The sequence below is a fragment of the Ectobacillus funiculus genome, assembly GCF_004138295.1.
Classification (GTDB): Bacteria; Bacillota; Bacilli; order Bacillales; family Bacillaceae_G; genus Ectobacillus; species Ectobacillus funiculus.
In genome coordinates, this window is sequence record NZ_SCFM01000004.1 from 329,292 (window position 1) to 353,433 (window position 24,142).

At 41.3% G+C, this 24,142-nt stretch carries 23 protein-coding genes and 1 pseudogene; 4 read left to right on the forward strand and 20 right to left on the reverse strand.

The window, feature by feature from the left end; all coding sequences use genetic code 11:
- Positions 1 to 371: 371 nt before the first annotated feature.
- The 17 genes from EP737_RS03100 to EP737_RS03180 all read right to left on the reverse strand — a co-directional run bounded on the left by EP737_RS03100 (position 372) and on the right by EP737_RS03180 (position 19,506).
- Positions 372 to 2,105: an MFS transporter gene (locus EP737_RS03100; RefSeq protein ID WP_129726439.1), complete on the reverse strand. Its 1,734-nt coding sequence runs from the start codon at positions 2,103 to 2,105 to the stop codon at positions 372 to 374.
- A 17-nt stretch (positions 2,106 to 2,122) separates the two neighbouring features.
- A complete protein-coding gene (locus EP737_RS03105) occupies positions 2,123 to 3,283 on the reverse strand; it encodes an acyl-CoA dehydrogenase family protein (protein ID WP_129726440.1) in 1,161 nt (386 codons plus the stop codon).
- Complete coding sequence (locus tag EP737_RS03110; RefSeq protein WP_129726441.1) at positions 3,280 to 4,152, reverse strand: hypothetical protein; 873 nt, start codon at positions 4,150 to 4,152, stop codon at positions 3,280 to 3,282. The genes EP737_RS03105 and EP737_RS03110 overlap by 4 nt, the downstream gene beginning before the upstream one ends.
- Before the next feature lie 11 nt (positions 4,153 to 4,163).
- A complete protein-coding gene (locus EP737_RS03115) occupies positions 4,164 to 5,123 on the reverse strand; it encodes a U32 family peptidase (protein WP_129726442.1) in 960 nt (319 codons plus the stop codon).
- Positions 5,124 to 6,305, reverse strand: a complete 1,182-nt coding sequence (locus EP737_RS03120; protein WP_129726443.1) for a cysteine desulfurase family protein — start codon at positions 6,303 to 6,305, stop codon at positions 5,124 to 5,126.
- Between the two features lie 12 nt (positions 6,306 to 6,317).
- Entirely contained in the window at positions 6,318 to 6,674 is a 357-nt protein-coding gene (locus tag EP737_RS03125; RefSeq protein WP_129726444.1) for an iron-sulfur cluster assembly scaffold protein, read from the reverse strand.
- Between the two features lie 13 nt (positions 6,675 to 6,687).
- Positions 6,688 to 7,866: a LuxE/PaaK family acyltransferase gene (locus EP737_RS03130; protein ID WP_129726445.1), complete on the reverse strand. Its 1,179-nt coding sequence runs from the start codon at positions 7,864 to 7,866 to the stop codon at positions 6,688 to 6,690.
- Between the two features lie 945 nt (positions 7,867 to 8,811).
- A complete protein-coding gene (locus EP737_RS03135; protein WP_129726446.1) occupies positions 8,812 to 9,075 on the reverse strand; it encodes a DUF1292 domain-containing protein in 264 nt (87 codons plus the stop codon).
- A gap of 372 nt (positions 9,076 to 9,447) precedes the next feature.
- Positions 9,448 to 9,738, reverse strand: coding sequence for a hypothetical protein (locus EP737_RS03140; RefSeq protein ID WP_129726447.1), 291 nt, complete (start codon positions 9,736 to 9,738; stop codon positions 9,448 to 9,450).
- Positions 9,739 to 9,886: 148 nt separating this feature from the next.
- Complete coding sequence (locus EP737_RS03145) at positions 9,887 to 11,827, reverse strand: AMP-binding protein (RefSeq protein WP_129726448.1); 1,941 nt, start codon at positions 11,825 to 11,827, stop codon at positions 9,887 to 9,889.
- A gap of 163 nt (positions 11,828 to 11,990) precedes the next feature.
- Entirely contained in the window at positions 11,991 to 13,529 is a 1,539-nt protein-coding gene (locus tag EP737_RS03150; RefSeq protein WP_129726449.1) for an acyl-CoA carboxylase subunit beta, read from the reverse strand.
- Between the two features lie 3 nt (positions 13,530 to 13,532).
- Positions 13,533 to 14,321 carry an enoyl-CoA hydratase gene (locus tag EP737_RS03155; protein WP_129726450.1) on the reverse strand — a complete coding sequence of 263 codons (789 nt, stop codon included), beginning with the start codon at positions 14,319 to 14,321 and terminating at the stop codon, positions 13,533 to 13,535.
- A 12-nt stretch (positions 14,322 to 14,333) separates the two neighbouring features.
- Entirely contained in the window at positions 14,334 to 14,546 is a 213-nt protein-coding gene (locus tag EP737_RS03160) for an acetyl-CoA carboxylase biotin carboxyl carrier protein subunit (RefSeq protein WP_129726451.1), read from the reverse strand.
- A 68-nt stretch (positions 14,547 to 14,614) separates the two neighbouring features.
- Positions 14,615 to 15,952, reverse strand: a complete 1,338-nt coding sequence (locus EP737_RS03165) for an acetyl-CoA carboxylase biotin carboxylase subunit (protein ID WP_129726452.1) — start codon at positions 15,950 to 15,952, stop codon at positions 14,615 to 14,617.
- Positions 15,953 to 15,963: 11 nt separating this feature from the next.
- Positions 15,964 to 17,109 carry an acyl-CoA dehydrogenase gene (locus EP737_RS03170; RefSeq protein WP_129726453.1) on the reverse strand — a complete coding sequence of 382 codons (1,146 nt, stop codon included), beginning with the start codon at positions 17,107 to 17,109 and terminating at the stop codon, positions 15,964 to 15,966.
- 180 nt (positions 17,110 to 17,289) lie between these two features.
- The gene (locus EP737_RS03175) at positions 17,290 to 18,264 is read right to left on the reverse strand and encodes a YbgA family protein (protein WP_129726454.1); all 975 of its coding nucleotides are present in this window, start codon (positions 18,262 to 18,264) and stop codon (positions 17,290 to 17,292) included.
- A gap of 252 nt (positions 18,265 to 18,516) precedes the next feature.
- Entirely contained in the window at positions 18,517 to 19,506 is a 990-nt protein-coding gene (locus tag EP737_RS03180) for a Gfo/Idh/MocA family protein (protein WP_129726455.1), read from the reverse strand.
- Between the two features lie 136 nt (positions 19,507 to 19,642).
- On the opposite strand from EP737_RS03180, the gene EP737_RS25415 reads away from it, so the two are divergent.
- The 3 genes from EP737_RS25415 to EP737_RS03190 all read left to right on the forward strand — a co-directional run bounded on the left by EP737_RS25415 (position 19,643) and on the right by EP737_RS03190 (position 21,150).
- Positions 19,643 to 19,795, forward strand: a complete 153-nt coding sequence (locus EP737_RS25415) for a hypothetical protein (protein WP_165350687.1) — start codon at positions 19,643 to 19,645, stop codon at positions 19,793 to 19,795.
- Between the two features lie 35 nt (positions 19,796 to 19,830).
- Positions 19,831 to 20,259, forward strand: a complete 429-nt coding sequence (locus EP737_RS03185) for an OsmC family protein (protein WP_129726456.1) — start codon at positions 19,831 to 19,833, stop codon at positions 20,257 to 20,259.
- A gap of 333 nt (positions 20,260 to 20,592) precedes the next feature.
- Positions 20,593 to 21,150 carry a YpiB family protein gene (locus tag EP737_RS03190; RefSeq protein ID WP_129726457.1) on the forward strand — a complete coding sequence of 186 codons (558 nt, stop codon included), beginning with the start codon at positions 20,593 to 20,595 and terminating at the stop codon, positions 21,148 to 21,150.
- A 188-nt stretch (positions 21,151 to 21,338) separates the two neighbouring features.
- Here the strand turns inward: EP737_RS03190 and EP737_RS03195 are convergent, their stop codons facing one another.
- The 3 genes and pseudogenes from EP737_RS03195 to EP737_RS03205 form a co-directional block, all read right to left on the reverse strand.
- Positions 21,339 to 22,130: an HAD family hydrolase gene (locus EP737_RS03195; RefSeq protein ID WP_129726458.1), complete on the reverse strand. Its 792-nt coding sequence runs from the start codon at positions 22,128 to 22,130 to the stop codon at positions 21,339 to 21,341.
- A gap of 183 nt (positions 22,131 to 22,313) precedes the next feature.
- Positions 22,314 to 22,529, reverse strand: a pseudogene (locus tag EP737_RS03200) (ATP-binding protein); the annotation flags it as partial.
- Positions 22,530 to 23,498: 969 nt separating this feature from the next.
- On the reverse strand, positions 23,499 to 23,867 hold the full coding sequence (locus EP737_RS03205; RefSeq protein WP_129726459.1) for a hypothetical protein: 369 nt from the start codon (positions 23,865 to 23,867) through the stop codon (positions 23,499 to 23,501).
- 24 nt (positions 23,868 to 23,891) lie between these two features.
- On the opposite strand from EP737_RS03205, the gene EP737_RS26490 reads away from it, so the two are divergent.
- A complete protein-coding gene (locus tag EP737_RS26490; RefSeq protein WP_281278869.1) occupies positions 23,892 to 24,014 on the forward strand; it encodes a hypothetical protein in 123 nt (40 codons plus the stop codon).
- Positions 24,015 to 24,142: the final 128 nt, after the last annotated feature.

The window sequence follows — 24,142 nt, forward strand, 5'->3', positions numbered from 1 at the left end:
CGACCAAAAATTAGGGTTTCAATAACTAATGCAGCTGTACGAGACCGCTAAAGAAAACTCACCGATTGGCGAGCCCTGCCCTTGGGCGAAGATAGAGGCGTAGTTGCACTTATACTTTGTTCCTAAAATTTCTAACTACGCCGAACTGTCTTCCTGCTAGAAATTTATACTTTCTTAAAGTGTAAGAAAAGAAGACAAGGTCCGCCTTTTATGGCAGCGTAGGGGTGGGCCGGAGTAAAAGGCGCTTTTTGCCTTTTGTGGAGGTTCAGTCCTACGCTGCCATTTTGGGCCTTGGGAGCTAGACACCTCCCCGAAAAGTTATACTCTCTTATCCTGTAAAAAAAGATCGGCTTTCACCGATCTTTGATGGATTATTCTGTTACTGCTGTATCTAGCGCTGCATCTACAGCACGCTTCCGTAAAAACAACAAACTTCCACTGCATACAACAGCCAATACTAAGCCGCTCCAAAAGGCCTTCGTCATTGCTTTTACTAAATATGTTTCCGCATCATCTCTTATGTCACCTTGAATATCATTTACTTCCTTTTCAGTACTCTGCAGCTCCGCGTCCACTTTTGTTTCAATTTCCTTTTCCGCTTGTGGTGGCAGCTGAGCTCCTTGTGGCAATGTTTGCAGAACTTCTTGTTTTTTCTTTACAATAGTCTGTTGACGCAATTCAGCTGATATTTTAAATTCCCCCAGCTTTTTCGCTTCTTCAAAGAAGTTGCTTCTTTGTTTCTCCAGTCTTGCAATGGCTTGCTCTGTCACTTGAGAAGGTAACTCTGCTTTTTGGAAACGTGTTATCCCCTTATCTACTATTTCAGAAGAGTAAGTATTTAAAAAGCTCAGGGTGAGAGATACAAATAACGATACCCCGATTGCGCCTCCCATATTTCGTGATGTTGCAAAAATGCCCGAACCTAACGATACGTGTTTGTCTGATACAGACGCCGTACAAACTGTCACACTCGTAACCATGATAATACCTAACCCAGTACCGAGCATTATCATTACAAAAACAAGATGTTTCAGGGATACATTCGCATCCAAATTAACTAACAATGCAAAGCCTGCAACTGTAAATATGTATCCCAAAACCATTGGCATAAAATAACCAATACGATCAATCAAACGGCCAATCATAGGTGCTACCACAAGCATAACGGCCGAGAGTGGTGTAATCAGAAAGGAAGACTGTAAAGTGTCGTATCCTTTGACTTGCGTAAAATAAATTGGCAGCAGGATAAGTGTTCCCATCAAGAGTACACCACCCAAAAAGTTAGACAGAATTCCTCCGACATAATGCCGATTTTGAAAAATCGTGAAGTCTACCAGGGGCTGACGCACTTTTCTTTCTATTAATACAAATAATAGTGCCGACACTAAACTTATCCCAAAATACAGATAAATTACTTGAGAAGTCCATCCTAATTCTTCGCCTTGGAGAATCGCATAAGTAAGAAAATATAAGCCTGCACTAAGTGTCGCTATTCCCCAAAAATCAAGGCTAAACGGTGTCCGCACATCGTGATGCCCCTTAAATGCTATCCGTATGAAAGGATATGATAGAACGACAACCGGAACATTAATGTAGAAAACCCATCTCCAGTTGATATATTCAGTTACTACTCCGCCTAGACTCGGTCCAACAGCGACTGCCAATGCTCCTACCGCTCCCCAAATCCCCATTGCCAAGCCTGTTTTTTCTGGCGGCACCGCTGTACGCACAAGCATCATACTAGCAGGAATTATCATAGCCCCTCCAATTCCCTGAAGCACCCGGGCGACAATTAAAACTTCTTCGTTTGGTGCAATTCCGCAAAAAAAGGAACTGATCGTGAAAATGACAAGCCCTATCAAAAAGAAACGCGACCTTCCAAACATATCCGCAAGCTTCCCAAAGGTAACCAGTAAAACTGCTAATGTAAGAACAAACGCATTGATGATCCAAGATGCCACACTTAGAGTGATACCATAATCTTCAATAATGGTTGGCAACGCTATATTTACGACTGTGCTGTCCAAGAACACAAGAAATAAGCCAAGACTGACTGCGAATACCTGTTTCAAACCACCGTATTGTACTGTCGGTTGATTTGTCATAGCCTTTCCCCTCCATTTTACAATTGCGTTGGAACATCCAATACAATCTTACCGATAAGCTCCTTTAACACTTCAGGTGTAGGGCCCATTACAGAACCTGCTTTGCTGTCCCTAATATAGCGTTCAATCGGAGAGTGCGCTGAGTACGCGTACCCACCACATACCTTTAGCCCTAAATCAGCCAATTGCATGGCAGCTTGACAAGCCATCACCTTGATTTCCAATGTACTTACCATATCCAATTGATTTAGTTCTAATTTCAGCACTACTGTATCTAACGCTTTTTCCGCCTGATCACAGATAATTTTCATTTCTCCCACGATTTGCTGGATACTTTGAAAATTTGATAGATTCGTGTTAATATGCGCATAAAAACGTTTCTTGACATAGGATACGGACTCTTCATAAATCGCTTTCGCAATTCCGATGTTTAACGCAGAAATACCGATTTGTCCCATCGGAAGCAGAGATTCCCTTACGATTTTAAATCCTTCTCCCTCTTTTCCAATGAGCATCTCTTCATCAAGCTGACAATCAATAGTCATCGGAGCACTTTGATTTCCGCGCAATCCCATCCCTTCCCAAATTCCCCCTAAGGTAATACCAGGATGTTCCTTAGGAATCACATAAAAATTGCTTTGCATAGAATTCTTTGCGAAAGTGGCTTTGGAATTCGTTACGTATATATCAGCCTCTCCCGCACTTGTTACCATTATTTTATTCGTATTTAGCCGGAAATTCTTATCTATCTTTTCTGCCTGACTGACTGGTAGGAAAAAATAACATCCAGAACCCGCTTCACTTAAAGCGATGGTTGCCAAACGTTTCCCTTGTGCCATAAGCCCTAGCTGCTCTGATATATATAGCTGCTGCTTACCATATAACATGATAGACGCGGCTGATGTATGCTGCACATAAACAAGGGCTGTCGATGCACATGCTTGTGCTAGCTTTACTACAACTTCTTTGTATATACGAGGAGTCCCTCCCATTCCTCCAAGCTCTTTTGGAATCATAAGACCTAAAAGCCCCTCTTCTCCCAACGCAGCCAGATTTTCTCTTGGAAATGCTCGTTCCGTATCCCACTTTTTCGCATTAGGGATGAGGTAATCCACTACAACATCGTCCACTTTTTCCAGAATATCCGAGAGTGACTGTTGCAATTCCTGTGTCTTCACTTTACGGTCTCCTGTCTAATTTGTTTTGGAGAAAAGCGAAAATCATCGCAAATGGAGTCAACTTCAAACGACTCCTCTCCAGCCCATTCTTTGTTTTGTACCACGATATTGCCGTATACAATCAGTTCACCCAACCTTTGGCGATTCTCTTTTGCAATTCGTATCATAGTATCTTCAAATCTATTCCACCGTTGACGAGGCTCAATGTAAATCGCTTCATTGCATAAATGACCGCAATTTCCGACAGTTTCATTATAAGCGCGGGCTGTATGACAAGAACGGGACATCGATGCCATCGCATAGCCTAAAAAAGCATTAACAGCAATGCCTTCCTTGCGAAGCGATTGAATAGACTCCTGCATTCCCGGTCCTATATCCAGATCAATTTCCTGCACTCCATATTGCTGGAGCAACACTATAATTGAATCAGAGTCCACATTTACTTGAAAATACATTTGCCTAATGTCAGCAGTTTCGTTTTGTAAAATATCCTCGTACCATGGGCAATTTATAAAGCTATATACAAGCTGTCTTCCCAATGAAAAAGAAACATGCGACGGATTTTGTTGTGACACCAAATAATGAAGTGTTCCCCAGTCATTGACTACAATGTTAAGAGGAAGATGAAAGAGTTGCTGAACCTTTTCCATTACACGCCCAAAATGGGCTTCAAACAAGATAGGGAGTTCAATTTTAGCGTTCTTCCCTTGTTGTAAAATATATTGAATATGCTCTTCGTTCAATCCCGCCATCTTATGAATACAACCCGAATGTCCCAAGCAAATAGTGTCATAATCCTCAAGGAAAAGACTCGATAATGTATACAGCTGATCATGATGAACTCTGAGTTCTTTTTTGGAAGTATTCAAGCTTCGCCCTCCTATACATACATTTGATTGGTGCGCGTAGGAAGATATGTGCAGCGGCACTTTTCACAAAACCTCGGTACCCACTTCATAACCCACATTAATTGTTCCTGCTCCATGATTTCCTTCTTGACTGCAATAGAAACGCTCTCAAGTCCAAGCTCTTTCCATTGCCGGAATACATCGACTACAAGAGAAAGAGAAACAGGGTTTGGGGCTTCTCTGCCTATAAATTTAATGGCGCGTACACCAGCCTCCACAAGTTCTTCCAAATTGCACAAACTGCAGTCTGTTGCACTATCAAGTAACGTCATCTGACTCACTATACTGCCGTCTGGAAACTCTACACGATAACCAGATCGTATCCCTTCGCCTATTTCAGCATTATTAGGACTCTCCCACAGCCGGCATGCTGCCGGCACGCTGCCGGTACCAAAGTTCCCGGTTATCATCATCTCAAGACCTTCTTGTTTCCAGCGCTTTATTTCTTCAAGCGTTGTACTATGCCCTACTGTAATACGAGCAATCCCCTTTTCGCGAAGCATACGGACTGCGTACTTATTTACGGGAGCAATCGTTGATCCAGAAATGAAGGCTACACGCTTTTGAAAGCCCTTTAAAAGTTCCAGCGTTTGAAACGAAGAGACAGTCACAAAATCCACTCCCAATTCAACAGCTTGGGCCACGTGCCCTATGTATAGCTGCTCAAGTTCCCGTGGAATATAGGATGCATTCGCCATAAAGATAACCTGAACGCTTTTCCTCTTGGCAAGATCCATCACTTCTTGAAGCGATTCCCAGTTTTCAAAGTGCGCTGGATATCCAGCAACGGTTTGGAAACGATTATCAAAAGAAAGCTGCTGGAGCAATGGATGTCGAACACCGACATAAATTTCATCAACTCCAGCTTCTAACATTTCCTGCAGCATAAACTTGGATCGTACAGGCGCAACAAGCTTTAATTGGTCTAACATCTACACCTTCTCCTTTACTTGCGGAAGCATCTGTCGCAGCGTATATACAGACTGAGATAAACTTCGAATTAGGTAGTCTATATCTTCTCGTGTTGTGTACTTTCCAAAACTGATTCGCAGCGATGATTTAATTCTATCTTCAGAATGTCCTAATGCCTGCAAAACATGGGACAGCTTTACTTTCTCTGAACTGCAAGCGGATCCTACAGAAACTGCTATGCCGTATATCTCATTCAAAATTGCCGCCAATGCTTCGGAACGGATATGAGCAAATGCCACATTCAACGTTCCTGGTAAGCTATGGCCGGTGTCTATTGTTCCATTTACATCGAAATCTGCTATTGACGTCTGCAACCTCTCCAACAAATAAGCCTTCAATTCTATCATCTTATCGTATTGTACAGGCAGTTCCGCATACGCTAAGCTGCAAGCAACTCCAAATCCTATGGCCCCCAGCACATTTTCCGTTCCGCCACGCCAGCCATTCTCCTGACCTCCCCCATGTACTAAAGGCTGCAAGGATGTCGAGTCTTTCATATATAAAGCACCGACCCCCTTCGGTCCATATAACTTGTGAGAAGAAAAGGATAGCGCATCAACTCCTAAATCCGTTACATGTACAGGAACTTTCCCAACAGCTTGCACCGCATCTACATGAAAGAAAACATGGGGATTGATAGCCTTTATCGTTTGAAGCATTTGCTTAATAGGTTGAATAGTCCCCGTTTCATTATTTGCCATCATAACTGAGACCAGCACCGTATTCGGACGCATTGCTTGCTCCAAGCTTTCAATTTGAACAATACCTTCTTGGTTAACAGGTAAATATGTGACCTCTACTCCTCTATTCTCGTAGAAGCGGCACACTTCTAAAGTAGCTGGATGCTCAATTTGCGTAGTAATAATATGGACATTTTCCTCTTCAAAAGCATGCAAATATCCCTTCAAAGCAAAGTTAACCGCCTCTGTTCCACTTGATGTGAAAATAATTTGATTGTCTTCCCCTGCACCAATTAGCTTGCAAGCTTGTAATTTCGCTTCTTGCACTTTGCTTTTAGCTATTCGGCCAAGAGAATGAATGCTAGAGGGGTTCCCAAATGTACCAATATGCTCTTTTAAAACATCCACCACTTCCTCACGAAGAGGAGTGGTGGCATTGTAATCAAAGTATTTGCCAATCATAACGAGAGCCTCCTACACAGCCACTTGTTCAAGTTGAGTAAACAATTCGTGCAGAATGTACAGGCAATGCATTTGCGGAGGCTCTAGTTCCCCTAGCATTGCTTCACGTATATCAATAGGTGTGGCTATAATCTCTGATAGTTGCTTTCCGATGATATAATGAGCAAAAATATCTGCTGTGGCAAGAGATGTAGCACAGCCGTATGCAGTGAATTTTGCATCCTTCACTTTTTCCTGGACAATGCGTAACTTTAAAAAAATCGTATCTCCACAAACTGAATTGCCAATTTTTAATTCCTGGTTCGCATTTGGCAACTCACCTGAATGTTTAGGATTACTGAAATGAGCTACAATGGTTGGGTTATACATCCTCTTTCACCTCCTAAGGTGCAACTGTAGTTTTTTGAGCTTCTACTTCATCCATGTGCTTCTCTAGGTTAATGGCACAGCAACCAATTTCAGCACCTGGCACACGGGTAATGTAGACAACCTTTTGTCCATTCCGACCGCACTCACATGTATTTTCTTTTTCTAAATAAACGAGATCTTCCGTTAGAATGAACCCCGGATATGACAAAGATGTTGGATCCATAATTGCCAGAACACCGCGTCGGCCTTGCGGAACTTCTTTGCTTAAATCCTTTGGATCACGAAGAGAAAAATGAACCCATGGCGGTACATGTTTAGATTGCTTATCACACTCAATTGCTAATAAGTTGGCTTCAACAAGACCGTACATATCACGGACATTTTCCTTAGGGATGCCTAGATACTCGGCACAGTCTTCATTAAACTGTGAACGAGGAATTTCCATACCAGAGAACTTCTTCCACCCTCCAAGATTTATTACCATGGTTCTTTTATCAAGCTTTAAGCGGATAGCATTTGTCTTCAAATACTTAACAAGTTTATACACAAGGAAAGGAGGGCCAATGATATGACGGGTATGCATATTCTCCCATCGTTCCAGTACTTCAATAGCTTCTTGCGGCTTAAATGAAGCACGCTTTACTAGACATTTTGTCGCATCGAATAGACCCGAAAGCATGTTTAAAGCCTTCACCATTCCCATCTCTGGCATTTCCTCTGGTGAAGGGAACAAAAATAAAGCAGCGCCCCTGGAAAACATAAAGATGTCCCTGTACATCGCATAGAGGCTGAATATACTTCGGTCAACTGTCTCACGGTCACGGCGAGAAATACTAGGAATACCGCTTGTGCCTGTACTGCGCATTTCAAATTCAATGTTGGTTAATGAAGTAGATAATAAAAGATGAGAATCTGGTCTTTTAAAACTGGTGACTGGAATCAGAGGAATCTTATGTAGGTCTTTGAAGTCTTGAATGTCTGCTGGGGTAATATTGTTGTCGTCACAAAGCATTCGATAATACGCATTGTGTTCGTAATGATATCTGAAGTTCTCTGACAGCAAGTAACCCTTCATTTCGTTTACTTTTTGTTCCTCCCATTGAAATACGTCAGAAACAGATCCAATTACAGCCTTGACCGAATCGATTCCAACGTTATTCAAGCTCTCTAATACGGTGCGAACCTCTTTCATAACAAGTCCCCCTTGATTTTAATTATTTTATTATAACAACCAAAAGATATTAGTTTTATAACAATATGAGAATGCCAAAAACCAGTACCTTATAGTGTCATTACTGGGACATAACGTTAAACACATGGATAATTTAGCAAAGGTAAAAAATATTGTCAATATTCTATCTATTATGTTCATTACGATTTACAATACCTTAATATCAATGTTTCTCCGGGTTCATTACGATTTGTAAACAATGTAATTTATTCATAAACTGAAACAAAAAATTATATAAGAAAAGTTTATAATATAGTATTCTCTCTTTATACTTCTTCAAATTTAGCTATTTTCAAAATACTGAGTAATATATAGGTTTAGGGCAACGTAATTTTTTATAACGCTTTCATCCTTTGCATATAAAGAAACACACCTTTCCATTCTCTATTATTTCACTTTATAAAAGCTTACTATGCTGATTGGAATTTCTTGTTTTCAGCTTCTGCTTGCTCAAAATAACGAAGTATAATTCTGTGCAATTAAGTTCACTGATGCATCCCCCTGTTCCTTGCTCATCTTGCTATAGCCACCTCCCAAAAACTTATCGTCAGCTTCTTGCTAACTTTTTTATAAATTAATTTTATTTTTTTTGTGTTACAACAAAAATGAACTTTTACATAGTGCAATTCATAAGAAAATCTTTGATAATCCTATAGGCTAAGTTAAAAATTAGACCATCAACCTAAAAAAATTACATACTCTCAAAGCAAAAATGATTCTATGTTGACGTTTGTTGGTGGATTATACAATAAGTTAACATTTCTATCTAACAAGGAAGCCTTGACGGAGTGCTACAATAGGAGATTTATTGGGAAAGTCATTCAAATGTTCCTGATTAGATAACCTAAAAAACCTTGCTGCTACGCAGCAAGGTTTTTTAGGTGTAATGTATAACATGTAGGCATCTTACTCATCCATACTCCCCTCAAACGCAGCAGACACCTGTTCAAACTCCTCGTCACTCTCAATATGTGACAAATTCCCATCTTCTTCTACTCTAAAAAAGAAGATATCAATGTCTTCACCTGTTTCCTGTTGAATGTCTTCCACAAGACCAACAGCCACGTATTCCATTCCTTCGACATTCATAATTCCCAGAACCTCAAATTCCTGCTCCTGATCATCCTCATCGCTAAGAGTAAAAATTTCGCCTACTTCAATTTTTTCCATACAATATTCTCCTTTCACAGCAGAAAGATACAGTGTTCCAAACCGTATGCATACCAACATATGTTTCCATATAAAATCCAATTCATGCGCAAAAACAATAAATTCTTATTTCTTTAGAGAAAATCACTATTTGTTAGGTGCTTGTACAAATGTTTGCAACAGGCTTTTTACAGCTTGTAAGCATTCAAGAAAACTCGCTGACTGGCGAGCCCTGCACTTGGGCAAAGACAAAGGCGTAATTACACTTATACTGCATTCCTAAAATTTCCATCTGCGGCACATTCACTTCTAGCTGGAAATTTATCCTTTCCTACAGTGCAAAACAAAAAACCCTGCTTATGCAAGGGTTTATTTCCAAAGGTCAGCATCTATTTAGTGAAAAGCTTGTTGAATCGATTCTTCCACACCTTGTTCAATCTCTTCATACTGATCGAGCGCGGCCTTAAATAATTCCTTTGTTGTAATGTGTTCCACTTCTTCACCGTCTATATAGGAATAAAGCACGTACAACTCGTTATTATCAGCCTTGCTGCTAATAGCGTTTGCATCAACGTCCTTACCAATTTCCCAAATCCGCTGTTTATACCCGTGACAAAGATGAAGCGTGTGCACAATAACGGTGTTAGACATTCTACTGCCAAACCACCTATCCCAAAGTCCCAATTAAGAATCCCCCTCTTATTTCTTACTCCTATCTTATTCTTATCATCTCATATCATTACACTGACGGAAATATCTTTTTGCAAATATCTTTGGATAAATTTATGAATACAAAAGTCCAGAAATGCCGGATTGCTATCCCATTTGCCCGCTATTTCTTTCTTTGCACTGCTAAAGCTTGAATAGCTATAACAATTTCAGGGTTCACAAGGGCGGACAAATCCCCAAGAGCCTCTCCTAAAAATGCTGCTTTAATAACGCGGCGCATTACTTTTCCATTGCGTGTTTTTGGCAGATCAGCAATGCAATGGATCACCTTCGGACAAAGCGCCTTACCAATGTGCGTGCTGACAAGAAACAGCAGCTCTTCTTGTAACTTCTTTGTATAAATGGCTCCTTCGCTCAGTACGACAAAACAATGACTCACCTCTCCCTTCCTTTCATCTGGTACCCCAATTGCCGCTGCCTCCACTACGTCGGCATGCTGCACGAGAACAGATTCGTATTCCGCTGGTCCGATCCGCTTTCCAGCGATGTTTAGCGTATCATCAGAACGACCGGTAATAACGTACTGTTCTCCGTCAAATTTCACCCAATCACCGTGCACCCATTTATTTTTGTACCGGGACCAATACGTGTGGATGTACCGCTCATTATCCTCCCAAAAACTCTTTGTCATGCCCACCCATGGCTTTTCAATACAAAGCTCCCCTACCTCGCCAACAAGCGGGCGACCCTCTCCATCTAATACTACAGCTGCCATTCCTGGGAGTGGTGAGTTAAATCCCATCGGTGCAATCGGTTTTACAAGAACATTGCCGAAAATACCACCAGAGATTTCCGTTCCACCTGAGTAATTAAAAATCGGAAGTCTTCCTTTTCCAACAGTAGAAAATAACCAAATCCAAGGATCCAAGTTCCACGGTTCACCGGTAGAAGCAATTACCTGTAAGCTTGCTAGAGAATACTTCATGACCCACTCATCTCCCTTTGCCATAAGAGAACGGATTAAGGTCGGTGAAATGCCTAAATGCGTAATTCGATGGCGATCCGTCATTTCCCACAGACGGTCTGCAGGAGCATCTGGCACTCCATCATACATCACCATTGTCGCTCCATTTATAAGCGCACCAAACAGCAGGAAAGGGCCCATCATCCATCCCATATCTGTTACCCACATAAGACGGTCTCTTGTTTGCACGTTCATGCCAAATGCAGCATCGAAGGACGCCTTTAGAGGGAAGCCAGTATGTGTATGCACCGTCCCCTTCGGTTTCCCAGTTGTACCGGATGTATAAATCAGCATAAGCGGATCATCACTTTTCATCTCAAGTGACTGGCGCAAGGGCTTTGCGTTCTCTAATTGATTCCATAATAGATCATATTTTTTGGGCGGACACACATTTCCTGCATACCGGACAACAACAACCTTTTCTACTGTTGCGCACTGCTCACAAACACGATCCACTTCAGCCTTTAATGGTATTACTTTTCCCCGGCGCATAAAGCCATCCACTGTTACAATCATCTTTGACTTTGCTGCCTGTACGCGTGCTGCCGCTGCCGCTGCCGCAAACCCCGAGAAGATGGGAGACACAATCGCTCCAATCTTCATAGCAGCCAGCATCACAACAGCCGTTTCTGGAATCATCGGCATATAAATTGTAATACGGTCACCCTTTTGAATTCCTTGCTGCTGCAGGCCGCCAGCAACACGACTCACCCACTCATCCAGCTCTTCATAGGTAAAGGTTCTACTTACTCCGCCTTCTCCTTCCCAAATGAGTGCAGGTTCTGTTCTTACTCCATTGTCTTTTATCCAGCGGTCTAGCGCGGATTCCACAACATTGCACGTACCGTTTACATACCATTTTGGAAAAGGAATACCATTTTCTAACTCCAGCACTTCAGTATATGCTTTCATCCAACGATAACCAATGGCTCGCTCCGCTTCCCCCCAAAACCAAGAAATATCTTCAATCGATTTTTTATAAAACGTCTCATAATCAGTAAACCCAAGTGATGTCATCCATTGATGTAAGCGAGTGGATGACTTGTATTCTTCTGTCGGAAACCAAACAGCCTTATTCATATTTCCCCATCTCCTTTAAAGACAACTTGCCAATTAGCGAGCCATTAGATCATAGTCGCACTTACACTGTATTTCTAAAATTTCCGACTATGTCGAATGACTTCTAGCTTGAAATTTAAACTTTCCTATAGTGTGAAAAAGCAAGTCCGGAGAGAGGACTTGCTTATACTGGATATACTGGGTGCTTACGTTCTGTAAATATTTGATATTTGCTCCTATATACATCAAAACGGCGAATAAGCTCTTCTCGCAGTTGGTTGGGGTGGACAATGCCATCAACAATCATCTCAGATGCAAGATGATAAATATCAATATCTTTTTTATATTCTTCTCGTTTTTCCTTTACAAAAGCTGCTCGTTCTTCCTCTCCAAGAGCAGCAATTTTGTTTGCATACACAGCGTTTACAGCTGCTTCTGGCCCCATCACGGCAATCGATGCTGTCGGAAGAGCTAAACAGCAATCTGGCTCAAATGCAGGACCGGCCATCGCATATAACCCGGCTCCATACGCTTTACGGACAATGATTGAGATCTTCGGCACGGTTGCCTCGCTCATAGCGGCAATCATTTTGGCACCATGTCGAATAATACCCGCTCGCTCTACTTTCGTACCAATCATAAATCCTGGTACATCAGCCAAAAACAAAAGAGGGATATGAAATGCATCACAAAGCGCAATAAATTTAGCAGCTTTATCCGCAGAATCTTGAAACAGTACACCACCCTTTATGCGAGATTGATTCGCTACAATTCCAATTGGTTTTCCATCAATTCGTGCTAAGCCTGTAATAAGTTCCTGCGCAAACAGCTTTTTAATTTCAAAAAATGTATCTTCATCTATAATACGGTGAATGAGGTCCATCATATTGAAAGGAGCATTTTGATTTTGTGGAATGATCTGCTCAAGGTTTTTTTCAAATATTTTCGAATCTTGGGGAGCTACTGACGGTGCTGTTTCCAAATAATTACTTGGGAAATACGCAATATACTGGCGGGCGAGTGATAGCGCTTCTTCTTCCGTTTTGCATAATACATCACCGCAACCAGATACGGAGCAATGCATACGTGCGCCTCCCATTTCTTCAAGTGTTACTTTTTCGCCGATAACCATCTCTGCCATACGCGGAGATCCAAGGTACATTGATGCATTGCCCTCGACCATCATGACGACATCGCAAAACGCAGGGATATATGCGCCTCCTGCTGCAGACGGGCCGAATAACAAACAAACTTGCGGCACTTTACCTGATAACTTTACTTGGTTATAGAAAATACGTCCTGCACCTCGTCGACCTGGAAACATTTCGACTTGATCTGTAATACGCGCCCCAGCAGAATCAACTAAATAAAGAAGAGGAACACGCAACTTCTCTGCTGTTTCTTGAATACGCAAGATTTTTTCCACTGTACGAGATCCCCAAGAACCCGCCTTGACAGTAGAGTCATTTGCCATTACGCAAACAGTACGACCATGAATCTTTCCAATTGCCGTAATAACACCGTCCGCTGGAAGATCTTCACTATCGCAGTTTGCAAACATCGCATCTTCTGTAAAATCCTGATCATCAAACAATAATACAAGCCGATCACGAACAAATAGTTTTCCCTTTTCCTTATTTTGTTCATGGTACTTACTTGCACCGCCTTGCTTCGTTTTCTCTATTCGTTCTTTCAGCGTCATCTGTTTTTGCTGCTCTAGCATGTGCTACTCCCCCTTATACAACGGTTTTCGCTTTTCTTTAAACGCTCGCAGTCCCTCTACCCGATCTTTTGTCCCAATTACTTCTTCATACGCCTCTCGCTCCAGCTCCAATCCAGATTGTAAGTCCGTTTCGATTCCTTGGGAAATGGCACGTTTCGCCATTTTGACAGCAATCGGGCCGTTAATGACAATTTTTTCGGCGATTTCCATTGCTTTCTGCTCGAGTTCTGCCAAAGATACAACATGCTCTATTAATCCGTATTGATAAGCTTCTTCTGCCGATATCCGTCTTGCAGTATAAATAAGCTCCTTTGCACGGCCAAGTCCGATTAAACGCGGCAAACGCTGTGTGCCCCCAGCTCCTGGAATAATGGCTAATGAAGTTTCAGTAAGTCCGAGAATTGCAGTGTCGGAGGCAATGCGAATATCACACGCGAGGCTTAATTCCAATCCCCCGCCTAATGCAATCCCATTAATTGACGAAATCACAGGCTGCGGAAGCGAAGCTATCATATTAATAGACGAGCGGATCATCGAAACTGCCTGACGTACCTGTTCTTCATTCATTCTAGCTCTTTCTTTTAAATCTGCGCCGGCACAAAATACCTTCTCTCCGGCCCCTGTTATAATAACAGCACGAATTTTCCGTTCTTCTTTCACCTGTCCCAAGGCAGCCTGCAGTTCTTCTAGCAGGGAGATCGACAACGCATTTGCCTGTTGCGGCCGGTTCAGAGTAATCGTTGCGATATGCGGCGCAATGTAGTCTAAACGAATATTCTGCCATCCAAGCATTCTATCACCTGCCTATTCGAGCTCTGCTAACACATCGCCTTCATTCACAAAATCCCCTTCGGCTACAAATAATGTAACCAATCTGCCAGATTGCTCCGCAGTAATCGGGATTTCCATTTTCATAGATTCCAGAATGACAATATCCTCACCTTCTTCGACCCTATCTCCGATACTTACAACAATTTTCCATACACTCCCTGCCATTGGTGCATATACCTTTGCCATACTGTACCCCCTCTTCAAATCAAAATAGGCTTTACCACCCCATCTATCAATGGGGCGGTTCAATAGATTCATTTTTGGATAAGTCGCTTCGAAACAAAGCTTGTTGTATATATTCCGCTTTTAAACACCTCGTCCTGCAAGACTTGCAAAAGCATCGGAATATTTGTTTTAATTCCTTCTATTTTTATTTCTTCAAGAGCCGCTCGCAGCTGCTGCATTGCCTCTTCTCGATTTGCGCCATGTGCAATCACTTTCGCCATCATCGGGTCGTAAAATGGTGTAATTCTTAGTCCTTCTTCTAGGAAATGGTCAATACGAAGGGATGACGGCAGTTGAAGAAACTGAATTTCACCAGGTGAAGGAAAAAACGTCTTTGGATCCTCCGCATATATGCGCGCCTCAATCGCATGACCGTTTCTGTCTACTTCCCCCTGCGTAAAGGATAAGGCTTCTCCATATGCAACGCGAAGCTGATGCTCCACAAGATCTAAACCTGTAATTGCTTCCGTAACGGGGTGCTCCACCTGCAGACGCGTATTCATCTCAAGAAAATAAAAGTTTTCCTGCTCATCGACTAAAAATTCAATTGTTCCTGCATTTTTATAGCCGATTGCCTTTGCGGCCTTGACAGCGATCTCTCCCATCTTACGCCGCGTTTGCTCGCTGACAAACGGAGATGGAGCTTCCTCTATCACCTTTTGGTTCCGGCGTTGCACCGAGCATTCGCGCTCCCATAGGTATACAGTATTTCCAAATGAATCTGCTAACACCTGTATCTCAATATGATGCGCATTTGTCACAAGCTTTTCCATGTACATTTCATCGTTTCCAAAGAAATTTTTTGCGCGTGTTTGATTATTTCTAAACGCTTGGATAAGCATTTGTTCATTGTCTACAACCTGCATTCCAATCCCTCCCCCGCCGGCAGATGCCTTTAGCATAAGGGGATACCCTATCGATTTTGCAATTTCTTTCGCTTCCTCCGCTGTAGGAATAGGAGCAACGATACCTGGTACGACAGGAACGCCCGCCTGTATCATCGTTTTACGTGATTCAATTTTGCTTCCCATCTGTGCTATCACATCAGCAGCAGGACCAATAAAGACGATTCCCTCTTCCTCACAGCGCTCGGCTAAGATTGGATTTTCCGACAGTAATCCATAACCAGGGTGAATCGCCTCGGCCCTCGTTTTTTTGGCAATCTCAATGATTTTTTCCAGATTTAAATAACTCTCATGTACACGCGCCCCTCCAACTTCATACGCTTCATCTGCCAGCTTCACATGCATAGCGGATACATCTGCTTCTGAATACACAGCCACGGTGGTAATCCCAAGACGCTTGCATGTTTTGATAATCCGAACAGCAATTTCACCCCGATTCGCAATGAGAAGCTTAGAAAACATCTCCATCCCTCCTATCGACACCCGAGATGCCTTGCAATAACCAAGCGTTGAATTTCCGACGTCCCTTCTCCAATTTCCAATAGCTTAGCATCGCGCATATGGCGTTCTACCTCATATTCCTTCATGTAGCCATATCCTCCATGAATTTGCACCGCTTGATTCGCAGCCCGGCTTGCAGTTTCTGATGCAAAAAGCTTCGCCATTGCCGCTTCTTTTCCAAACGGCTTATTATGGTCCTTCAGCCAAGCTGCCTTATATACCATATTCCGTGCAAGTTCAATCTCCATTGCCATGTCCGCCAGCTTAAACTGAATCGCTTGAAATGTTGAAATGCTTTTTCCGAACTGTTTTCGCTCCTTCGAATATTGAAGTGCCCTATCAAAAGAAGACTGCGCAATACCGACGGCCAATGCGGCAATTGAAATACGTCCGCCATCTAGTGTATACAAAAATTGGTTAAAGCCCTTTAACGGATCTCCCAGTATGTTTTCCTTCGGCACATGTACATTGTCGAGAATAATTTCGCAAGTATTAGAAGCGCGAACTCCCATTTTGTCGTACGGACTTGAGATCTTTAATCCTTTGCTATCCGTGGGCACAATAAAGGCGGAAATCCGTTTTTTCCCTCGTTCGTCTACACCGCTGTCAGCGGTTACAATAACAGTCCCGGCATACTCTGCGTTCGTAATCCAGCACTTCTCTCCGTTAATTACATATTCATCACCAGTCAGAACCGCCCTCGTTTGTGTCCCTCCTGCATCTGACCCGGCGTTAGGCTCTGTCAATCCAAATGCCCCCAAGGTTTTGCCCAATGCCATTGGAACCAGATACTTTTGTTTTTGCTCCTCCGTACCAAAATAATAAATAGGAGCTGCTCCGAGAGAAATCGTAGCCGCATAGCTGAGTCCTGTGCCACCACAAGCACGACCGATTTCTTCTACTGCGAGCGCATAAGAAATCATATCTCCGCCAGAACCACCGTATTCTTCAGGAAACGGAATCCCCAGCAGTCCAAGCTCCCCTAGCTTTTGGAACGTCTCTTGCGGGAACTCACCCGTTTGATCATAGTATACTGCCTTTGGCGCAATCTCCTTTGCCGCAACCTCGCGAACCATATCTCGAATCATTTGCTGCTCATTCGTTAATGAAAAATCCATCGTTCACACCCCTTATCATTTCTGCATAACAGCATATGATAACGAACCCCAACACAGATAATTTGAGCAAAAATGTCCTTAGTTTATTGTAAAGCGTATGCTAGTACAATAGTCTAAAAAAAATCCTACATTGTTCTACAACAATGCAGGATTACTTAAAAGGACGATACTCTTCTTATTTTAGTAGTCGCGTCCTTTTCCGGAATCAGTAATTTCCACCAACGCCTCAGGATACGGCTCGAAATATGTTTGTCTCAGTAAATATTGTTCTTCAAACCGAATAGCCCACGACCGCAGCAAAGTCAACACGCTGCTTAACGGAATTTTCTTCTCCTGATACTTTTGGAGAAGCGACAGAAAATGCTCCTTTTCCTCTTTCTTAAGCGAATCTTTAAAATACCCAAAAATATGCTGACAAACATTAATATTGGATGTATAACGCGCCGCTCGCTTTAATAGTGCATATAAAGCCTGTTCATAAGCAGCAAACACATCTGCCACCGGACGCTTCTCATGATTTGCGACAATTCGACCCATTTCCTTTAGCTTTGTCTGGTTATATGCCATAAACAAATATTTTTGATCCGCATGAAACTGCACAAGACGCTTCATAGTTGGTTGCGATTTCAAGACTTTAAACTCAGTAATTGTAAAGAGCTTCGTAAAAAAATGCTCCCGAAGTGTAAAATTCTTGAGCCTTCCCTCCTCTTCAACCGCAAGATGGCCAAATCGCTCTATAACCTTTCCGCCAAACAAGCCGCTGCCTTTGCCGTTGCTGGGAGATTTATTACTTCCAGCATATATTTTAACATCGCGTGTACCGCAGCTTGGGGAGCGATTTTTTAAAAGAAAGCCATCTACATCAGGCAAAGAGCCTAAAAAACGTTCTGCAAACTGCTGCATCCGATCTGTTACATCTTCTCCAGTTGATGGCTGCACAAGCCGCTGCATCCCACTCTGCTTCTCCTCCACAATGCGAATGGTTTCCCGTGGTGTTCCGAGACCGATTTCCACCTCCGGACAAATGGGGATAAACCGCACATACGGCATTAGACTTTTTACAATTGGATCTGAGATAACGTCGCCATTATAACGACATGCATCAAATTCTAGACACTTACTTACTACAACTATTGGTTTGGAAAAAGTTCTCATACAATCCCTCCGACATATAACTCCGTACGGTGTATCGTTTCTTTTTGATCCTATCACTGCAGTTTTAGCCAAAGAGCTCCTAGCTTCTCATATAAGCGACCTAGAAGGATATATTCTCTAGATAGTATCGTACACATATATACGGTATAAACCAAAATGTCTGCTGCACTTTTTGTACGAACCAGCGCCGTATCTATCCCTGCTGGGCAAATAAAACACCTGTCTATTCAAAACAAAAGGAATAGCATAAAGCTATTCCTTCTTATCGCTCGGAAACGCAACACCAATTTGCTTGCGGGCTTCATCAATAATTTCCATCACAGCAAGCGAATTAGCATGAGAGTTTGTGGAAGATTCCAGCTTCCCTGCTTGAATCAGTTCAATAAACTCCTTTGCCTCATAAAACATTGAATCACCTTTTTGCGGTTGTGTAATATTCTCTACTGTTCCATTTCGATAATAAATTTCCACTTGTTCTGGTGTATTTACCTTATCTATTCTTATATTTCCTTCTTCTCCTTGTATCTCAAAAGGAATTGTGGAGTTTGTAATTTTCGAATACATAATAACGGCTTCCATCTCTTCATACTTCAGCAAAATACTGCCTTCGCCATCAACACCCGATTCAAGAAGCAGCCCGTTTGCTTGTACCGCAAGCGGTTTACCGAATAATACAACGAGCGGATAGATACAGTAAATCCCAATGTCTACCAAAGCACCATTTGAGAATGCTGGATTAAAGGCATTCAACACAACACCTTGTTTATACGCATCATACCGAGAAGAGTATTGGCAATAGCTCGCCACATACCTGCGGACCTTTCCAATTGTATGTATATGCTGCTGCACAGTTTTAAAATTCGGAACAAGCGTAGATTTTAACGCCTCCATAAGCAGCACATTGTTTGCCTTTGCTGCCTGAATCATAGCTTTTACTTCAAAAGCATTCGATGCGATTGGTTTCTCGCATAATACATGCTTGCCGTGATTCATGAAAAGAATAGCTTGCTCTGCATGAAATGAATTAGGACTAGCGATATATACTGCATCAATTTCTGAGCTTTTTGCCATGCTTTCCAAATCAGTAAATGTTAATGTTACGCCATACTTTGCGGCAAATTCCGTCGCCCGCTCACTCGTTCTGGAATACACAGCAGTCAGGGAAAAATCATCCAATTGACTCGCCGCTTGCAGAAACGACTCTGTAATCCAGTTAGTACCAACTAAACCAAATTTAACCATAAATTTATCTCCTTTATTTATATTAGCTTTTATTATTGTACTTGTTTACGGAGAATACTTCCATATTTTACGCCATCTTCACCTGACAAACTTACATATGATTGACAAATACTATGTATTACAGGAGGTGATACACATGGGAAACAATCAAGATCCATTTGTAAAGAAAAAGCAGCATGCAGACGGTGAATATGATAAAAAGACGGTGACAATCGATAATAACGGCAATTACGCTCTGAACGCACCTACAAACAGCGAGATTCTCCGGTCAGACAGAAATCGAAAGTAAAGCACTATATTACGTAGTGTAGCAGGAGGAATCACATGAAAATGAACATAACTTGGACTGGGCAAATGTCCTTTTCTGGCAGTGCTCCATCAGGACATGAAATTAAAATGGATGCAGCAACAGACATAGGAGGACAAAACAGCGGTCCGAGGCCTACAGAACTCCTTTTACATGCAGTAGCCGGCTGCACCGGCATTGATATTATTTCTATTTTGCAAAAAATGCGTCTCAACCCGAGCTCCTTCCATATAGAAATAGATGGTACACGAGCAGAGGAGCATCCAAAACGCTTTACAACCATTCATATTTTATATGCGCTTGAAGGAGAGCTGCCCGAAGAAAAAGTAGTGCGGGCTATTACATTATCAAAAGATAAATATTGCTCTGTTTCCCATTCACTGAACGCGGATATTTCGGTTAGCTATTCAATAAATGGCACGATAGGATCACAGCTGATTCAGTAAAGAAAACTCGCTGATTGGCGAGCCGTTGGGCGAAGGCAGAAGCGTAGTTGCCCTTACACTATATTCCTAAAATTTCCGACTACATCGAATGACTTCTAGTTGGAAATTTATACTCCCTTACAGTGTAAACAAACGAGGACAGTTCTCCGAACGATGAATTGCTTTTACTTCATTGCTCGGAGGATCTTTCCCCTGCACCGAGCCAACAATGTACTGAAACAAAGCACTTTTTATTCCTCACTTTTCCATCACGAAATTCACCAATTTATGGTATCATTTTAGGTAGTCCTATTTGCAGCTATCATTCAAACTAAAAAAGCAGGTGAATTTTGCATGAGAAAATGGATATCAATAACAGAAAAGCGCAATTTCTTAAAATGGTTTTTAGACAATCATCGCCTGAAATCTACGGACGCACGCAAAATATTGGAATTTATCATACACCGTCCTCATCTTTTGGAGAACCTCTCCTTTGTTGATAAAATAAAGCCTCGCGAAAAAACAATAGTTGTTTCAAGTATGCAATCAGATGAAAGCGGCTTTGCCTTTTACGACCGTTATCGAAAAACAGAAGATGTATCACAAGCTTTACATGACTTAACGCTCAATCCATCTGAAAAGGTAAATCTCATTTTAAATTTCTACGGAAAATTATTAAATCATCGTTACTTACAAATGCTAGACTCTCCTGAAGCTGATTCCATTCATTTGTACGAGCAATCAGAACGTCACGCAAGAGCAGCTGAAGCCCTCATTGAAAAAATTTCACATGAGCAGGAAATAGAAAGGGTTAAGCGGCAAATTGACGAGGCCTTAGACAAAAATGATAGATTGTTATTTGAACAGCTAGTGTCAAGACTTCAGGAGCTAGACAAAAAGCGAACTGGATAAAGAAAACCCGCCGATTGACGAGCTCTGCCCTTGGGCGAAGACAGAGGCGTAGTTGCCCTTACACTTTATTTCTAAGATTTCCAACTACATCAAACTGTCTTCCTGCTAGAAATTTCTACTTTCTTAAAGTGTAAAATAGAAAAACAAAAAGGCGGACAGTTGCCGAGCCTGTCCGTCCTTTCGTTTTTTTATTTATTATTAAGCTCAGCAAGAATAGGATACAATTCCTCTAAATGCTTAATTTCATAGCTAGGGATTACTTCGTTTCGCTCTTTATCATGACGATTAATCCAAACGGACGTAATTCCAACGCGAGACGCTCCAAGAATATCTGTCATTAAATTATCGCCAACCATAATCACGTCATCTTTTTGAAGACCCATTAATTCTAAGGCGTGCTCAAAAATGGATGGATCTGGCTTACCTCTTCCAAAAGCACCAGAGATCACGATCTGGTCAAAATAAGGAACCAACTCAGGTGTAATATCAAGCTTTGTATTTTGTAAATCCGGTGAGCCGTTTGTTAATAATAGTAGCTGATATTTTCCCTTTAACTCATCCAACACCTGGAATGTTTCATCATATACAAACGGACTCTTACGGCGCTGTGCAGGGAACATTTCCGCTAGCTCTTCACCAAATGCAGGATCATTAATCCCAAATGCTTGAAGTCCCTTCGTCCACGCATCTTTTCGATATGTCGGAACAATTCCCTTCATTTTACGGAAATTATCATCATCGTCTAGGAAGTTCCCCCATAGTCCTTCAAATGGATTAATACCAATCATTTGTGTAAATTCATACGTTTCATAAGAGGCATACAGTTCTCTTGCTTCCTTGCGAACCGCTTCTTCAAACGCCTCAGGATCGATTCCGTATTTTTGTTGTGCGGCTTGGCATGTTGCCTTAAAAGCTTCCGCTACGCTCTTTTGATCCCAAAGAAGCGTATCATCAAGGTCAAAAAAGATTGCTTTAATCATCGTCGTATACTCCTGTCTCTTTCTTTTGTTTTTCTTAAAAGTTTTATGATTCAAACATAAGATTACAAGGAGTTTCGCAATAAGTAAATAGTAACGTTACATATACATACGGTTTATAATTAAAAGTCTTTTCTTTCATGTATATAACAAACCTTGTTCGGCTACAGATACAATGTCTGAATTCTAATTCTCCCTTATAGAATTCATTCCTTCTATTGGCAGATGTATCGTAACCGTCGTTCCCTTTTCTACCTCACTGTCAACTTCTATTCTCCCTTTATGCTCTTCAATAATTTTAAAGCATACCATAAGACCTAAACCTGTACCTTTTTCTTTATTTGAGTAAAATGGTTCCCCAAGACGACTCAATTTTTCCTTTGTAATACCGCAGCCCTCGTCCTTCACTATCTTGTTATAAAGAAAACTCGCCGATTGGCAAACCCTGCCCTTGGGCGAAGACAGAGGCGTAGTTGCACTTATACTGTATTCCTAAAATTTCTCGCTATGTCGAATGCTCTTCTAGCTAGAAATTTATACTTTCTTACAGTGTAAAGAAACCTCGTCGATTGGCGAACCCTGTTCTTGGGCAAAGACAGAAGCGTAGTTGCACTTATACTGTATTCCTAAAATTTCTCGCTATGTCGAATGCTCTTCTAGCTAGAAATTTATACTTTCTTACAGTGTAAAGAAAACTCGTCGATTGGCGAACCCTGTTCTTGGGCAAAGACAGAAGCGTAGTTGCACTTATACTTTGTTCCTAAAATTCCTCACTGCGTCAAATGAACTTCTAGCTGGGAATTTATACTTTCTTAAAGCGTAAAAAAGTAAGGTGCTTTTCTTAAATACTGTCTATGAAATAACATCAATCATTAAATATAAAAAGGATGTACTCTCTTTCAGCATACCTTATCCTTCTGCCAATCTCTAGTGTAACATTGAAAAACAAGTTATATATTGATATATGAAACGACAAGAAATTGTCAGTCTGGAATAGAGTATTTTGAGTTGATTGTGTGTATGCGTATTGCTGAAATTAGGTTTGACGGCAGGATTCATCGATGAGCTCCAGAGAAGCACTACTCCTGAGTAATCAGTTAGAAATGATTTGTAAACATTCCTCATTTAATATTTCTTGCCTACCAAATAGTAATTGATTTTATTGATTTGTTTCCTTTTAATAATATCCATTCTAGGGATAAGCGGTTACGTAAGTCAGTATGATTATACTTGTATAACAAATCGTGTCCGGCTGCAGCCATCCTTCTGCTTCGTTACTTCCAAAACAGCTAGAAGCGCATGTTTTAACTCTTGCACGTGGGAGATTACACCAATCAGACGACCCGACTTTTGTAAGCCTTATTCACTTAATTAATACTGAATATCATTAGAATTCTCCTTATTTCTCAACGTCCTAAATGCTACACATCCAGAAATAATCTGTAGTAATGATGGGATGAACATAACGAACATAGACAAAATCAATAATATCGTACCAATTACAATCATAATGATTCCATAAACAACATTGTTGATTCTGTTGACAAAGCAACTTAAAACTATTGAGGCAGATTGCATTATAAAATACACAAAAATTAGAATTAGCACACCAAATTGAGTATCGGCATCATTTGAATAAATGTACGGGTCAAATATAAGCATTAAGAATAAGAATCCCGTTATAAGTAATCCTAAAATTCCACCAATCAATCCAGTAACAAGTTCAGCAGTTCTTTTCATAAGATGCACTCCCTTTGATTTGTTATGGAGTTGTATAAAGTATTCACACTAGTGTATTTTGAATTGATTATATGTATGCGTATTGCTAAAGCATTAGAAATGCATATGGAGGATATATGGATAGATGAAGAAAACCCTGCCAACTAATGGCAAGGTTCATCTTATTTCTAATTAAAAAACAAAACATAGACAAAAGAAGGATTCATTTACAAGATGGATAAAGTTTTTTATTCGTTATTCATCGAACATTACGAATTCCCAGGAGTAGTAAATAT

Excerpts from the sequence above, each read along its gene's own strand:
- EP737_RS03190 (WP_129726457.1), top strand. The coding sequence starts at position 20,593 with ATGAGAAAATGGATATCAATAACAGAAAAGCGCAATTTCTTAAAATGG.
- EP737_RS03180 (WP_129726455.1), bottom strand. The coding sequence starts at position 19,506 with ATGGTTAAATTTGGTTTAGTTGGTACTAACTGGATTACAGAGTCGTTT.
- EP737_RS03185 (WP_129726456.1), top strand. The coding sequence starts at position 19,831 with ATGAAAATGAACATAACTTGGACTGGGCAAATGTCCTTTTCTGGCAGT.
- EP737_RS03135 (WP_129726446.1), bottom strand. The coding sequence starts at position 9,075 with ATGGAAAAAATTGAAGTAGGCGAAATTTTTACTCTTAGCGATGAGGAT.
- EP737_RS03155 (WP_129726450.1), bottom strand. The coding sequence starts at position 14,321 with ATGCTTGGATGGCAGAATATTCGTTTAGACTACATTGCGCCGCATATC.
- EP737_RS03205 (WP_129726459.1), bottom strand. The coding sequence starts at position 23,867 with ATGAAAAGAACTGCTGAACTTGTTACTGGATTGATTGGTGGAATTTTA.
- EP737_RS26490 (WP_281278869.1), top strand. The coding sequence starts at position 23,892 with ATGGAGTTGTATAAAGTATTCACACTAGTGTATTTTGAATTGATTATA.
- EP737_RS03165 (WP_129726452.1), bottom strand. The coding sequence starts at position 15,952 with ATGTTTTCTAAGCTTCTCATTGCGAATCGGGGTGAAATTGCTGTTCGG.
- EP737_RS03145 (WP_129726448.1), bottom strand. The coding sequence starts at position 11,827 with ATGAATAAGGCTGTTTGGTTTCCGACAGAAGAATACAAGTCATCCACT.
- EP737_RS03170 (WP_129726453.1), bottom strand. The coding sequence starts at position 17,109 with ATGGATTTTTCATTAACGAATGAGCAGCAAATGATTCGAGATATGGTT.
- EP737_RS03130 (WP_129726445.1), bottom strand. The coding sequence starts at position 7,866 with ATGAAAGAGGTTCGCACCGTATTAGAGAGCTTGAATAACGTTGGAATC.
- EP737_RS03125 (WP_129726444.1), bottom strand. The coding sequence starts at position 6,674 with ATGTATAACCCAACCATTGTAGCTCATTTCAGTAATCCTAAACATTCA.
- EP737_RS03115 (WP_129726442.1), bottom strand. The coding sequence starts at position 5,123 with ATGTTAGACCAATTAAAGCTTGTTGCGCCTGTACGATCCAAGTTTATG.
- EP737_RS03195 (WP_129726458.1), bottom strand. The coding sequence starts at position 22,130 with ATGATTAAAGCAATCTTTTTTGACCTTGATGATACGCTTCTTTGGGAT.
- EP737_RS25415 (WP_165350687.1), top strand. The coding sequence starts at position 19,643 with ATGGGAAACAATCAAGATCCATTTGTAAAGAAAAAGCAGCATGCAGAC.
- EP737_RS03160 (WP_129726451.1), bottom strand. The coding sequence starts at position 14,546 with ATGGCAAAGGTATATGCACCAATGGCAGGGAGTGTATGGAAAATTGTT.
- EP737_RS03150 (WP_129726449.1), bottom strand. The coding sequence starts at position 13,529 with ATGCTAGAGCAGCAAAAACAGATGACGCTGAAAGAACGAATAGAGAAA.
- EP737_RS03100 (WP_129726439.1), bottom strand. The coding sequence starts at position 2,105 with ATGACAAATCAACCGACAGTACAATACGGTGGTTTGAAACAGGTATTC.
- EP737_RS03175 (WP_129726454.1), bottom strand. The coding sequence starts at position 18,264 with ATGAGAACTTTTTCCAAACCAATAGTTGTAGTAAGTAAGTGTCTAGAA.
- EP737_RS03120 (WP_129726443.1), bottom strand. The coding sequence starts at position 6,305 with ATGATTGGCAAATACTTTGATTACAATGCCACCACTCCTCTTCGTGAG.